Raw genomic sequence first — 13,524 nt, 5'->3', positions numbered from 1 at the left:
TGTAATGATGCGCCGCCGGGCGGCTACACGAAAATTGCCAGCGCGAGCAGCCATCAGGGCTGCCCGCATCAACTGTTATTAGCCGACCGAACCTTCAAGCGTGACGCTCAGCAGCGCCTCGGCTTCTACCGCAAACTCCATCGGCAGCTCCTGGAAGACGTCCTTGCAAAAGCCGTTGACGATCATGCTGACCGCGTCTTCTTCCGAAATACCGCGGCTTTTGCAGTAAAAGAGCTGGTCGTCACCGATTTTCGAGGTGGTCGCCTCGTGCTCGATGGTAGAGCGGCTGTTACCGATTTCCTGATAGGGAAAGGTATGGGCGCCGCACTTGTCGCCAATCAACAGCGAGTCGCACTGGGTAAAGTTACGGCTGCCGGTGGCACGCGGCGACACCTTGACAAGGCCCCGATAGGACTGGTTGCTTTTGCCGGCAGCAATGCCCTTCGAGACGATCGTCGAGGACGTATTCTTGCCGATATGGATCATCTTGGTGCCTGTATCGGCCTGCTGACGACCATTGGTCACCGCCACCGAATAGAACTCGCCCTTGCTCTCGTTGCCGCGCAGCAGGCAGGACGGATACTTCCAGGTGATGGCAGAGCCGGTCTCGACCTGTGTCCAGCTGATGCGTGACCGGTCACCGCGGCAATCGCCACGCTTGGTCACGAAGTTGTAGATGCCACCCTTGCCGTCTTCATCGCCCGGGTACCAGTTCTGGACGGTGGAATACTTGATATAGGCATCTTCCAGCGCCACCAGTTCGACGACCGCTGCGTGCAGCTGGTTCTCGTCACGCTGCGGCGCCGTGCACCCTTCCAGATAGGACACCTGCGCGCGCTTGTCACAGACGATCAGAGTACGCTCGAACTGTCCGGTATTGGCGGCATTGATGCGGAAATAGGTCGACAGCTCCATCGGGCAGGTTACGCCCTCGGGGATGTAGACAAATGAACCGTCGGTGAAGACCGCCGAGTTGAGCGCCGCAAAGTAGTTGTCCCCCTGAGGAACGACCGTCCCCAGATGCTGGCGTACCAGCTCGGGATACTCACGTATGGCTTCGGAGATCGAGCAGAAGATGACGCCGACCTCGGAAAGCTTCTCTCGGAAGGTGGTGGTCACGGAGACCGAGTCAAAGACGGCGTCCACGGCCACACCGGCGAGCGCTGCACGCTCATGCAGGGGGATGCCGAGCTTCTCATAGGTTTCCAGAAGCTTGGGATCGACTTCGTCCAGACTCTGGGGTCGATCCTCCGGCTTTTTGGGCGCGCTGAAATACGAGATGGCCTGATAGTCGATCGGCGGATAATCCAGATGCGCCCAGGACGGTGACGTCATCTTGAGCCACTGATGATAGGCCTCAAGACGCCAGTCCAGCATCCACTGCGGCTCGCCCTTCTTCTGCGAGATAAAGGCGATAACGCTTTCGTCGAGTCCAGGGGGAACCGTATCGCTTTCGATATCGGTCACAAACCCCTGCTTGTACTCGCGACGAGCAAGCTGCTCCATTGCTTCGGTAGCCATGATCCTCTCCCCTCAAACGGGTACTGTTCGTCTCATCGGTCGTTGGTCGGAACCGTCGTGTTATATCGTCTGCGGTCCGTCAGAGCCTGCGCGCCTCACCGAGTGCCACACTCTGTATGGGCAGCTGTACGGGCAATTTGATTGGCGCATCGTGCGCCAGGTCAGCCAGCGTGACACTGTCCAGCAGCTGACGTACGGCCAGCGACACGCGCTGCCAGTTGCTGGCCACCCCACAGCTGGACATCAGGTCACAATCACCGTGGCCGTGACTGCATTCGGTCATGGCCACCGGACCATCAATGGCGGTGATGATATCGCGCACCGTGATGGCACTGGCCGAGCGGGCCAGTCGATAACCGCCGTTGACACCTCGCTGCGATGTCAAAAGCCCGGCACGCAATAAAAGCTTGAGTGTCTTGCTGACGGTGGGCCTGGGCAGTCCGACGCGATCGGCAATATCGGCAGCAGCATGCGAGCAGTCCGGATGACGCGAAATCTGCGCCATCACTACCGCTCCGTAATCGCTCATTTTCGACAGCTTCAGCATGTCGGCCTCTTGCCTGACTTATTGCGTACTATTTTAGTCCTCATTACAGACGGTGTGAACCCACTTCCTTGCCAATCAGCATGATAGCTTCAGGCTCTAAAGCCCCGACACCATGCCCGAACACTAAAAATCCCTGATGAATCATCAGGGATTTGAAGGCAGTGCCCGTCACAACTCAGCTATCGAAGGGGTTGCGCAACACGATGGTCTCAACGCGGTCCGGCCCGGTCGAAATAATATCGATGGGCGTACCGATCTGTTCTTCAAGAAAACTGATATAGGCCCGGGCATTGGCCGGCAGCGCATCCAGCGAGCGTGCCCCGACCGTGGATTCACGCCAGCCCGGCAGATCGTGATATTCCGGGCTGATTGCTTCATAGCCTTCACTGTCTACCAGGTTGTCGATCAGCTCACCATCCTTGGTGCGATAACCGACGCAGACACGAATGTTTTCAAGACCATCCAGCACATCGAGCTTGGTCAGACAGATTCCGGAGATCGAATTGATCTGTACGGCATGGCGCAGGGCCACGGCATCAAACCAGCCACAGCGACGAGCACGGCCGGTGTTGGAGCCAAACTCGTGACCGTGCTCTGCCAGATGACGCCCGAACTCGTCGAAAAGCTCGGTAGGGAACGGCCCGGAACCGACACGCGTGGTGTAGGCCTTGGTAATCCCCAGCACGTAATCAAGATAAAGCGGTCCAACGCCGGAGCCGGTCGCTGTACCGCCAGCCGTAGTGTTGGAACTGGTCACGTACGGATAGGTGCCGTGGTCGATATCCAGCAGCGACCCTTGGGCACCTTCGAACATGATGTTCTTGTCCTGCTTTCGCAGGTTATGCACAAAGGAGACCGTGTCACAGATCATCGGACGCAGCTCTTCGGCCATGGCCATGGCATGATCCAGCACTTCCTGGAAGTCCACGGCGGGCTCGCCGTGATAGCGGGTCAGCACGAAATTGTGATAATCCAGCACCTCTCCCAGCTTGCTGGCAAAACGCTCGCGATGCAGGATATCACCGAGCCGCAGCCCGCGACGGGCAACCTTGTCTTCGTAGGCCGGCCCGATACCGCGACCGGTCGTCCCGATCTTGGCCACGCCACGCGCCTTTTCACGCGCCACATCAAGGGCCACGTGATAGGGCAGGATCAGCGGGCAGGCAGGCGACAGCCTCAGCCTTTCGCGCACGGGCACGCCGCTGTCTTCAAGCTCGGCCATCTCGCTGAGCAGCGCTTCCGGCGACAGCACTACACCATTACCGATGACACAGGTGACTTCCGGACGCAGGATACCTGACGGGATCAGGCGCAGGATGGTCTTCTTGCCATCGATGACCAGCGTATGACCGGCGTTGTGGCCACCCTGAAAGCGAACCACGGCGGAGGCGGATTCCGTGAGCAGATCGACGACCTTGCCCTTGCCTTCATCACCCCACTGCGTGCCCAGTACTACGACATTCTTGCCCATTGTTTCATCTCTGATTCAAAGGCCTGCCCGGAAGGGGCAGACACCGGGTGTCAAATTCAGTTGGCGAGCGGCTCGACCTGCCAGACGTCATCACGACGGACGAGCTGACGGTCACAGAAGTGGGCCCGGGCATCAGTAGACTGCCCCGGCAACTGCTGAACGACCCGCTCACCGGCATCACGCAGCTCATGGATGCGTCGGCTCAGGGCCTCATCCTGTTCCTCTGGCGCCCAGATACCGTCATGGGACGGCGCGCGCTGGCAAAGCGTCGCCAGCTGCTTGAGATCCATGGAGCAACCGGTCGCCGGACGGGATCGCCCGAACGCACGGCCGGTATCGTCATAGCGACCGCCCTTGACCAGCGCCTGACCATAGCCCGGGACGTAGGCGGCAAACACCAGCCCCGTGTGATACTGATAGCCACGCAGTTCTGCCAGATCAAAATAGAGCGTGACGTCCTCATGCGCCTCGCGCAGAACCTCATGCAGCGAGGTCAGCTGATCCAGAGCATCGACAATGGCCTGCGAACCATTAGCAAAGATGCCCCGGGCACGCTCGAGCACATCAGCGCTGCCGTGCAGACGCGGCAGCTGCTTGAACATGGCGGCAAGCTCGGCATCCCCAATATGCTGTTCGATCAGCGCATCGACTTCCGAGACCGCCTTACGCTCCAGCGCCTCGAAAATCAGTGACTCGACGTCGTTTTCCAGCTGCGCCTGTTCGGCCAGTGCGCGATAGATGCCGATATGGCCGATGGCCAGATGAACATCGCTCGCCCCGGCAAACGACAGACTGGCAAGGGCCAGCTTCACGATCTCGATGTCGGCCTCGATGCCGGCATGGCCGAAAAGCTCAAGGCCCGCCTGGACGGGGCTGCGCCCGCCCTGATGTTCATCGGCTCTGGCGCGCAGTACGTGCGCGCAGTAGCAAAGCCGCACCGGTCCCTGACGCCGCAGGGAGTGAGCATCCATTCGGGCCACCTGGGGCGTCACATCCGCACTGGCGCCCATCAAACGCCCGGTCAGCTGATCGGTCAGCTTGAACGTCTGTAAATCAAGGTCGGTGCCGGCGCCGGTCAAAAGCGAGTCCAGAAACTCTACCGGTGGCGGCATGACCAGGTCATACCCCCAGCGATAGTAGAGATCCATCAGGCCGCGACGCAGCGACTCCATGCGCAGTGCCTGGGGTGGCAGCACTTCATCCATACCGTCCGGCAGCAGCCAGCGATCCGCAATGGTCATCGAACATGCCCTGGCAGAAGTAAAAAAAGGTGGCCCGAACAGCATGGGAACAGGCACCACATCACGACCATCGACAAACGACAGCCACAAAAAAACCGGGGGTAGCCCCCGGTTGAAGAATACTATCACAACTTGTCAGCGGAGAAATCCCGCTCGGGTATCTTCCCTGATGTCAGGGCGTCGCCGAAGAAGAAGCGTCACCATTGCCCTGCTTGAAAAGCTGCAGGAACTGGTTGCTCGACGGGCTCAGCACCATCAGATCATTTTGACCCTTGAAGCTTTCACGATAGGCCTGCAGCGTGCGATAGAAATCAAAGAAGCCGGCATTTTGCTGATAGGCCGCCGAATAGATGGCTGCCGCTGACGCATCGCCTTCACCGCGGGTGGTCTCGGCAATCTGACGACCGCTGGCGAGCGTCTCCTCACGCTGGCGATCAGCATCGGCGCGAATCTCTTCAGCCTGACGCGTGCCTTCGGCACGATAGCCGCGAGCCGCCTGCTCACGCTGTGAGTTCATGCGCTCATAGACCGCCTGAGTCACTTCACTCGGAAGCTCGATACGCTTGACGCGAATATCGAGAATGCGCACACCAAGCTCACGACGCATGGCCTGATCAAGCTGAGAGATGGGATCCACCATCAGCTCATCCCGTTCGGTGGCTACATCGCTGCCTTCTTCCTGCACCTTTTTGACGACTTCCTGGTTGTCGCTTTGAGTTGCAGGACGCTCGCGCACGATCTGGGTCAGCGTCGTCTGACCGAACTTGTTGCGCAGGGCCTCATCGGTACGCGGGGCGATCAGGCGCTCGGCGGCCTGTTCGCTGCCGCGCGTGGCTTCGTAGTACTGCGCCGGATTGATAATCTGCCACTTCACGAACGAATCCACGATAACCGCCTTGGAATCGCTGGTGAGATAGCGTGTGGCACTGGCATCAACGGACAGAACCCGGGTATCAAACAGTCGTACCGTATTAAGCACGGGCCACTTGAAATGAAGGCCCGGCTGAATATCGTTCTCCACGATTTCACCGAAACGCAGCTTGATGCCTCGCTCGGTTTCGTTAACCGTATAGAGGCTGGCACTGCCTACCCAGGCAAGAATGCCCAGAACGATGACGATGACAAGGGCGCGATTATTGAACATTAGCGTCCCTCCCGCAGGCTGCTGCGACCGTTGTTTTGCTTCTGATTGCTTTTCATGTGCTCGACGACCTGCTGAGAGAGCTGCTCAAGCTGACGCGCTTCTGCATCATTGCTCTGGCTGCTGTCGCTGTTGCGGTTGCCGCTGTTGTCACCACGTCCCATCTGATTGAGCGGCAGCACCGTGATGGCATTGTTGCCTTCACCCAGATCGACCAGCGCCTTGGGCGTTTTCGAGAAAATCTCGGTCATGGTGTCCAGATACAGACGCTGACGCGTGACACCCGGTGCTTTCTCGTATTCACCCAGCAGTGAGATGAAGCGGTTGGCATCACCCTGTGCATCAGCAACGACCGCCGCCTTGTACCCCTGGGCTTCCTCGATCATGCGCTGACGCTGACCTTCGGCTTCCGGCAGGATGGCATCGCGATAGGCATTGGCGCGGTTGATGGTGCGCTGCTGCTCTTCACGGGCGCGAATGACGTCATCGAAGGCGTCCTGCACCTGATCCGGCGGTGCGGTGGACTCCATGTTGACGGTCTGCAGTCGAATACCGGTGCCGTAGGCTTCCAGGTAGGATGCCAGACGATCGTAGATATCGCCGGCCAGCTCTTCACGACCCGTGGTCAGAATCTGCTGCAGATCCATGTTGCCCACTTCCTGACGAAGCGCGCTGTCCATGGCGTTTTGCAGTGTCATTTCGGGGCCGCGAACATTGACCAGAAACGCATGCGGATCCGACACCACGTACTGCGACGAAATACTGACACGCACGATGTTTTCATCACGCGTCAGCATTGAGTCCGTCTGGCTGGCAGAGCGGATTCGAGTCACGTTGACGCTTTCTACCCGATCGATCAGCGGCGGATTCCAGTGCAGGCCCGGGCCGATGGTATTGGTATACTTGCCAAAGCGGAACACGACGCCGCGCTCGGACTGGTCGATCAGATGGAACCCTGATCCTGCCCAGACCACAACGCCCACGATCAACACAATGATGGGCAGCAACAGCGCGCTGCGGCCACCGCCGCCGCCCTGGTTGCTGCCCTTGTCGTCATCGCCGTTGTTGACCGAGCGAAGCTGTCGACGGCCCAGCAGTCCATTGAGCTTGTTGCGCAGTTTCCTGATCACTTCATCGATATCAGGAGGTCCACCACCCTGGTTTTTATTGCCGCCGCCATTACCACCGCGGCGATCACCACCACTCCAGGGGTCCTGCTGGTTATTATTGCCGCCACCACCAGGCTCATTCCAGGCCATACATCTTCTCCACTGGGCAAGAGTTGCGAAACGCCAGTCTCATAACGTCATTGCGCGCCATTCTTACGGTAGCGCCTTGAATATCCGATCATCCTGATAATGCCGGAAGCGTCCCTATTTGTAACATGTCGTCATGCCAAAGACCTGAAATTCTTCCTGGGATGACAACGTGGCCTTTATTCCTGCCACTGTTCCCGGCCCTGTTCTGCCCGGGAGAGATAGTCATCCGGATTTTCGTCGGCATGAGAAAGAAGGCGAAGCAGATCACGACGCGGCAGCCGAATCTTCAAATGCGTTCTGCCCTCGTCATCAAAACTCTCTTCCTGAACGGCGTCGTGGGAAAAGAGCTGAGCACGCAGCCAGCCCTGTGAGGGTTCCAGCATGACCGTGGTTTCGACAAGATCCGTGGCAAGACGCTCGGAAAGGGCCTGCTCCAGCAGATCAAAGCCTGTACCGTCGCGCGCCGAGAGCCAGACGGTGGACACACCATCATCGCCGTTTCGCTCCAGTCGCGGCGACATGCCCAGCATATCGATCTTGTTCATGACAAGAAGTCTTGGCACTTCGCCGGCGCCGATCTCTTCAAGAACGGCATTGACCTGCTCGATGTGGGCCTCGCGCTGCGGGTCGGCAGCATCAATGACATGGACCAGCAGGGTGGCCTCTGCAGCTTCCTGAAGCGTGGCGCGAAAGGCCTCGACCAGTTTGTGAGGCAGGTGGCGAATGAACCCTACCGTGTCGGCCATGACAATCGGGCCAACGTCACTGACTTCAAGACGCCTGAGCGTGGGGTCCAGCGTGGCAAAGAGCTGATCGGCCGCGTACACCTCGGCGTTGGTCAGCGCATTGAACAGCGTTGACTTGCCCGCATTGGTATAGCCCACCAGCGAAACCGAGGGAATTTCTGCCCGGGTACGCGAGCGGCGATTCTGATCGCGCTGACTGCGAACCCGATCAAGTCGCTTGTGAATGGCCTTGATACGACCGCGCAGCAGTCGTCGGTCAGTTTCGAGCTGGGTTTCACCCGGCCCGCGCAGGCCGATCCCCCCCTTTTGACGCTCAAGGTGCGTCCAGCCTCGAACCAGTCGGGTCGACATGTATTCAAGCTGGGCAAGTTCTACCTGCAGCTTGCCTTCATGCGTTCGTGCTCGCTGGGCGAAGATATCAAGAATCAGGCCGGTACGATCAAGTACGCGACACTGCAATGCCCGCTCAAGATTGCGTTCCTGAGAGGGCGAGAGAGAATGGTTGAAAATGACAAGCTCGGCGTGATGCGTGGTCATCATGTCACGCAGCTCTTCGAGCTTGCCGTCACCAATCATGAGCCTGGGGCTGGGAGAGCGTCGACTGCCTGTCAGCAGCGCTGCCGGTACGGCACCGGCGCTGCGGACCAGCTCCATGAACTCTGAAGTGTCTTCTCGCTCGGTGCTGTCCTGGAAATCGATGTGCACCAGGACAGCAGTTTCTCCCGAATCGGGGCGTTCAAAAAACAATCAGCGCCTCTCTATTCACTTTCCTGACCGGAAGCAGGAGCATCCTGCGCCGGTAAACGGACGTTACGCGCCGGAACGACAGTAGAGATGGCATGCTTGTACACCATCTGACTGACGGTATTGCGCAGCAAAATGACAAATTGATCGAAGGACTCGATCTGGCCCTGAAGCTTGATGCCGTTGACCAGAAAGATGGAGACGGGGATACGCTCCTTACGCAGGATATTCAGATACGGATCCTGAAGGGATTGTCCTTTGGACATGTGGCTCTCCCAAAATATTAATTGCTGTATGTTTATCGGTTTTTAACTTGCTGTAAGCGCAAGAAAGATCCACGTCCCGGAGGCTCAAGTGAGGCTCACTGGTAACCGATCATATTACGCTAAGTGCCGATGTCGCGCACGATTTTCAGTAGCCGTTGCATAATCCCGGCATCCTGCGGGTCAAGCTGCAGAGCGCCCGGCCAGCGACGCAACCAGGTCATCTGGCGCTTGGCCAGTTGCCGGGTCGCCGTCAGCGCCTTGAACGCCATTTGGGGGCGATCCTCAAGGCGATCAAGTCCTTCCCACACCTGACGATAGCCCACACTTTTCATCGAAGGTAAATCCGGGCTTAAATCGCCGCGCGCGCGAAGCCCCTCAACCTCTTCAACGAAGCCATCAGCGAACATGTTGTCAAGACGCTGACCGATCCGCTCATGCAGCTGTTTGCGGTTGCCCGGCAATAGCGCAATCGGATGCGGCGTAAACGGCAGTGTTACGGGAGACTGTCGCGCCCAGTGTGCGGTCAGTGTCTCACCACTGGCCCGATAGACCTCCAGGGCACGCATCAGGCGCTGAGGATCGTTGGGATGAAGTCGCGCGGCAGCGTCAGGATCCACCCGGGACAGCTCATCATGCAGCGCCCGGGGACCACCCTTTTCGAGCAGCTCTCCCAGCGCCTGACGAATGGCAGGATCTGCCTGAGGCATGTCGGCGGCCCCTTCCGTCAACAGGCGGAAATAGAGCATGGTCCCGCCGACCAGCAACGGCACCCGGCCACGAGCGGTGATGTCTTCAATGCACTGAAGCGCATCGTCACGAAAGGCCACACCCGAGTAGGGCTCGGAGGGATCACGAATATCGATCAGTCGATGGGGTGCCCGGGAAAGCTCCTGTGCCGAAGGCTTGGCCGTCCCGATATCCATGCCCTTGTAGACCAGGGCCGAATCGACGCTGACAAGCTCAACGCCCAGCTGCTCATGCAGCTCGATGGCAAGATCGGTCTTGCCGACCGCCGTGGGCCCCATCAGCATGATAACCGGCGGTGGCGATGCAGTGCTGTTCATGAAGTACTCATCCTACTGGCCACGCAGAAAAAGACGGTCAAGGTCGCGCATCGACATCTCCGTCCAGGTGGGGCGGCCGTGATTGCACTGTCCGCTGCGCTCGGTGCGCTCCATGTCCCGCAGCAGGGCATTCATCTCTTCGATCTCCAGGCGCCGGTTGGCGCGCACGCTGCCATGACAGGCCATGGTAGAGAGCAGATCGAACAGGTGATCCTTGACGACCTGGCTGCGCCCGTAACGCTCGAGCTCTTCAAGCATTTCGCGCACCAGCGCCTCCACGCTGCCGTTTTTCAAAAGCGCCGGCACTTCCCGAATCAGCAGCGTTTCCGGCCCTGCGGCTTCAAGCGTCACGCCCATGGCCTCAATCGTTGCCTGCTCGCGCTCGGCAAGCTCGACCTGCGCCTCACTGACCGACATGGACACCGGCACCAGCAGCGGCTGGGTATCGATGCCCTCCCCCAGATACTGCGCCTTCATGCGCTCATAGGTGATGCGCTCGTGCGCGGCATGCATGTCCACAACCACCATGCCGCGCTCGGTCTGCGACAGAATATAAACCCCGTGAAGCTGCGCCACGGCATATCCCAGCGGCGGCGCGCGGGTCGCATCGACCGCACCCTCGGGGGCGGTTTGCTGGTGAACCCTGCCCTCACGAGAAAACGAGGCGCTTACAGGCGTCGGGGGCGTTGTTGGTTGGTCGTCTGCAGGCGCCCGGGACGTCAGCAGCCGAGCCTCGTGGTCCGGATGCAGCGCACGGTAGCCCGCCATGAACTCGCGAACCTGCTGTTCGCCCGGCCGACTGCTGCGATATTGCCCACCCTGTGGTTCACCACCGCCGGTAACGCTGGCCGTCGCCCCACTGGGGGCCTCATTAAGCGCCATGCGCTGCTGGTCAAAGCGCGGAGCCGGGGCCGTCGGCGCTGAAGGCGTCTCGGGCGATGCGGCGGCATGCCCGTTCGGCCGAACCTCCGCCAGCGCCCGGTGCAGGCTCGAGAACAGAAAGTCATGCACCAGCCGCCCGTCTCGAAAGCGCACCTCGTGCTTGGTGGGATGCACATTGACATCCACCCCGTGGGCATCAAGATCCAGGTAGAGCACGAACACCGGATGACGGCCGTGAAAGAGCACATCGCGATAGGCCTGGCGTACAGCGTGCGCGACCAGTCGATCCCGAATCACCCGGCCATTGACGAAAAAATACTGCTGGTCGGCCTGACTGCGAGTATGAGAAGGCAGTCCGACCCAGCCCTTTAGCGCCAGCCCGGTGGCCGCCATGTCGATATGGATGGCATTGTCCAGAAACCCGCGCCCCAGCAGCTGGGCAATGCGCTTTTCCATCGCGGCCTGGCTGTTACCGCCCATCAGTTGATGTACGGTTTTCTGATTGTGCCTAAGTACCAGATCCACGTCCTGACGCGACAGGGCCAGGCGACGAAAGGCTTCTTCAACGTGGTTGAACTCGGTCTTTTCGGTACGCAGGAACTTGCGTCGAGCCGGCGTATTGAAAAAGAGATCGCGCACCGCCACGGTTGTGCCGCGCGGGTGTGGCGCCGGCGACAGACGCGGCGCCATTTCGCGTCCTTCCGCCACCACGCGCCAGCCGTTGACCGGATCATCGCTGGTGTTGGAATAAAGCTCGAGACGGGAGACGGCGCTGGTGGCCGCCAGCGCCTCACCGCGAAATCCGAGACTGGCCACCCCTTCAAGGTCATCCAGCGACGTAATCTTGCTGGTCGCGTGGCGGGACAGCGCCAGACCCAGATCATCGTGTTCGATTCCACAGCCGTTATCGCGCACCTGAATCAGACGACTGCCACCGGACTCAAGCTCGATCTCGATGCGCGAACTGCCGGCATCGATGGCATTTTCGACCAGTTCCTTGACGACCGACGACGGACGCTCGACCACCTCGCCGGCCGCAATCTGGTTGGCCAGGCGCGGGGCCAGCGCCTGTATGCGACGGATTCCGGTGGCCGTGAAGTCACTCATTGCCGATCTCCGATGTTGTGAACGCCACCATGAAGAGACTCATCAGGGAATGGTCAGCACCTGACCCAGCCGCAGTACATCGGTATCCAGACCGTTGACCTGTCGAAGCGCCGCCAGTGACACATTCTGCTGTGCTGCAATTCCCGACAGCGTATCACCGGCCCGAACGCGATACTCATTGGACGCGCCACCGCGGTTCTGGTCACGCTGCCACGCCAGCAGGCTGTCGGGTGGCGGACTGCGCAGGAAGTGCTGTTGAATGCCCTGGGCGATCGCATTGGCCAGCTTTTCCTGATGCGCCGGAGACTTGAGCAAACGCTCCTCGGAAGGGTTGGTCAAAAAGCCGGTCTCGACCAGTAGCGAAGGAATATCCGGCGACTTGAGCACCACAAACCCGGCCTGCTCAACGCGCGAATGGAACAGCTTGTTGAAGTTGGACACCCGGCTGAGCACATCCGTACCGGCAGACAGCGAATCGTTGACGGTGGCGGTCATGCTCAGATCCAGCAACACGCCACGCAGCACCTGATCCTTGTCATCAAGGTTCAAATCACCATCCACGCCCCCGATCAGATCGGAGCGGTTTTCACTCTGTGCCAGCCAGCGGGCACGCTCGGACGTCGCACCGTGCTGGGAAAGGGCATAAACGGACGTGCCGCGGGGCGACGTGGAGCCGCCGGCATCGGCATGCACCGACACAAAGAAATCGGCGTGATGCTTGCGGGCAATACGCGTGCGGCCACGAAGCGGAATAAAGGTATCGTCGCTGCGGGTCAGGTAGGCCTTGAATCCGGGCATGGCATCAAGCTTGGCCTTGACCCGCCGGCCGATCTGCAGCACCACATTCTTTTCATGAGTGCCGCCGGGGCCGGAGGCACCGGGATCCTTGCCGCCGTGACCGGGGTCGACCACCACGATGATATCGCGCCGCGGATGCGGCTTGGCCTTCTGGCGTGACTCGGCCGTCGGCTCATTGCTGACCTGCTCTGCCACCTTCGGGTTTTCCGTGGGGCGGCTGCTGGCGAGCTTGCTTCGCGCGGCCTGCTCCTGCTGTTGAATCATGGCCGTGATGGGGTCATCACCATCGCTTGCCCCCTTCGAGGCGCTGCCGCCCTTGCCTGGCGCCAGATCGACCACCAGCCGATGGCCGTGCCCACCCCCGGGGGGAAGCTTAAAGGCATTGGGCGTCGCCTGGCGCTCAAGCTCCACGACCACGCGAAGGTCTGAACCATCGCGCACGCCGGAGCGAACGTCCTTGACCAGACCGCGTCCGTCAACGGCGCTGCCAAGATTCGTGTTCAGGGTGGTATTGGTCAGATCGATGACCAGACGAGCCGGATTGTCCAGAGTGAACACATCGGCCCTGGCCTCGCTTGAAAGATCAAAGACCAGACGCGTCCCGTCACTGTCGGTCCACTGCCGAAGCCCCTCAAGCTGGGCGGCCTGAGCAGCGGTGGCCATGACACTCAACATGATCATGGCAAAAAGGGTCAAAAAAGCTGCCGGAAACTTCATCACTGCCTTATCACTGTATT

11 protein-coding genes are annotated in these 13,524 nt (G+C 59.8%); all 11 read right to left on the bottom strand.

Annotated features, from left to right (window positions below; all coding sequences use genetic code 11):
• Positions 1-78: 78 nt before the first annotated feature.
• Positions 79-1,521: a Fe-S cluster assembly protein SufB gene (gene sufB, locus ACUN8C_RS04945; RefSeq protein WP_445621185.1), complete on the bottom strand. Its 1,443-nt coding sequence runs from the start codon at positions 1,519-1,521 to the stop codon at positions 79-81.
• Between the two features lie 79 nt (positions 1,522-1,600).
• The gene (locus tag ACUN8C_RS04940; protein WP_108843286.1) at positions 1,601-2,068 is read right to left on the bottom strand and encodes an SUF system Fe-S cluster assembly regulator; all 468 of its coding nucleotides are present in this window, start codon (positions 2,066-2,068) and stop codon (positions 1,601-1,603) included.
• A gap of 175 nt (positions 2,069-2,243) precedes the next feature.
• Positions 2,244-3,539 carry an adenylosuccinate synthase gene (locus ACUN8C_RS04935; RefSeq protein ID WP_108843285.1) on the bottom strand — a complete coding sequence of 432 codons (1,296 nt, stop codon included), beginning with the start codon at positions 3,537-3,539 and terminating at the stop codon, positions 2,244-2,246.
• Between the two features lie 56 nt (positions 3,540-3,595).
• On the bottom strand, positions 3,596-4,780 hold the full coding sequence (locus tag ACUN8C_RS04930) for an ATP phosphoribosyltransferase regulatory subunit (protein ID WP_445621184.1): 1,185 nt from the start codon (positions 4,778-4,780) through the stop codon (positions 3,596-3,598).
• Between the two features lie 172 nt (positions 4,781-4,952).
• Positions 4,953-5,924 carry a protease modulator HflC gene (hflC, locus tag ACUN8C_RS04925; protein ID WP_445621183.1) on the bottom strand — a complete coding sequence of 324 codons (972 nt, stop codon included), beginning with the start codon at positions 5,922-5,924 and terminating at the stop codon, positions 4,953-4,955.
• The gene (hflK, locus tag ACUN8C_RS04920; RefSeq protein WP_445621182.1) at positions 5,924-7,180 is read right to left on the bottom strand and encodes an FtsH protease activity modulator HflK; all 1,257 of its coding nucleotides are present in this window, start codon (positions 7,178-7,180) and stop codon (positions 5,924-5,926) included. The genes hflC and hflK overlap by 1 nt, the downstream gene beginning before the upstream one ends.
• A gap of 176 nt (positions 7,181-7,356) precedes the next feature.
• Entirely contained in the window at positions 7,357-8,673 is a 1,317-nt protein-coding gene (hflX, locus tag ACUN8C_RS04915) for a ribosome rescue GTPase HflX (RefSeq protein ID WP_445621181.1), read from the bottom strand.
• An 11-nt stretch (positions 8,674-8,684) separates the two neighbouring features.
• Positions 8,685-8,936, bottom strand: coding sequence for an RNA chaperone Hfq (gene hfq, locus ACUN8C_RS04910; RefSeq protein ID WP_445621180.1), 252 nt, complete (start codon positions 8,934-8,936; stop codon positions 8,685-8,687).
• 119 nt (positions 8,937-9,055) lie between these two features.
• Positions 9,056-10,000: a tRNA (adenosine(37)-N6)-dimethylallyltransferase MiaA gene (miaA, locus tag ACUN8C_RS04905; RefSeq protein ID WP_445621179.1), complete on the bottom strand. Its 945-nt coding sequence runs from the start codon at positions 9,998-10,000 to the stop codon at positions 9,056-9,058.
• 12 nt (positions 10,001-10,012) lie between these two features.
• The gene (gene mutL, locus ACUN8C_RS04900) at positions 10,013-11,989 is read right to left on the bottom strand and encodes a DNA mismatch repair endonuclease MutL (RefSeq protein ID WP_445621178.1); all 1,977 of its coding nucleotides are present in this window, start codon (positions 11,987-11,989) and stop codon (positions 10,013-10,015) included.
• Positions 11,990-12,031: 42 nt separating this feature from the next.
• Complete coding sequence (locus tag ACUN8C_RS04895; RefSeq protein WP_445621828.1) at positions 12,032-13,504, bottom strand: N-acetylmuramoyl-L-alanine amidase; 1,473 nt, start codon at positions 13,502-13,504, stop codon at positions 12,032-12,034.
• Positions 13,505-13,524 lie beyond the last annotated feature (20 nt).

It is taken from the genome of Kushneria sp. Sum13, assembly GCF_052692355.1.
Note: the sequence above shows the minus strand (reverse complement) of the source record. Positions and strands in the feature narration are given on the sequence as shown.

What these genes read in the sequence shown, in the direction of transcription:
- hflC (WP_445621183.1), bottom strand. Translation starts at nt 5,924, where the DNA reads ATGTTCAATAATCGCGCCCTTGTCATCGTCATCGTTCTGGGCATTCTT.
- mutL (WP_445621178.1), bottom strand. Translation starts at nt 11,989, where the DNA reads ATGAGTGACTTCACGGCCACCGGAATCCGTCGCATACAGGCGCTGGCC.
- ACUN8C_RS04940 (WP_108843286.1), bottom strand. Translation starts at nt 2,068, where the DNA reads ATGCTGAAGCTGTCGAAAATGAGCGATTACGGAGCGGTAGTGATGGCG.
- hfq (WP_445621180.1), bottom strand. Translation starts at nt 8,936, where the DNA reads ATGTCCAAAGGACAATCCCTTCAGGATCCGTATCTGAATATCCTGCGT.
- hflK (WP_445621182.1), bottom strand. Translation starts at nt 7,180, where the DNA reads ATGGCCTGGAATGAGCCTGGTGGTGGCGGCAATAATAACCAGCAGGAC.
- ACUN8C_RS04935 (WP_108843285.1), bottom strand. Translation starts at nt 3,539, where the DNA reads ATGGGCAAGAATGTCGTAGTACTGGGCACGCAGTGGGGTGATGAAGGC.
- ACUN8C_RS04895 (WP_445621828.1), bottom strand. Translation starts at nt 13,504, where the DNA reads ATGAAGTTTCCGGCAGCTTTTTTGACCCTTTTTGCCATGATCATGTTG.
- sufB (WP_445621185.1), bottom strand. Translation starts at nt 1,521, where the DNA reads ATGGCTACCGAAGCAATGGAGCAGCTTGCTCGTCGCGAGTACAAGCAG.
- miaA (WP_445621179.1), bottom strand. Translation starts at nt 10,000, where the DNA reads ATGAACAGCACTGCATCGCCACCGCCGGTTATCATGCTGATGGGGCCC.
- ACUN8C_RS04930 (WP_445621184.1), bottom strand. Translation starts at nt 4,780, where the DNA reads ATGACCATTGCGGATCGCTGGCTGCTGCCGGACGGTATGGATGAAGTG.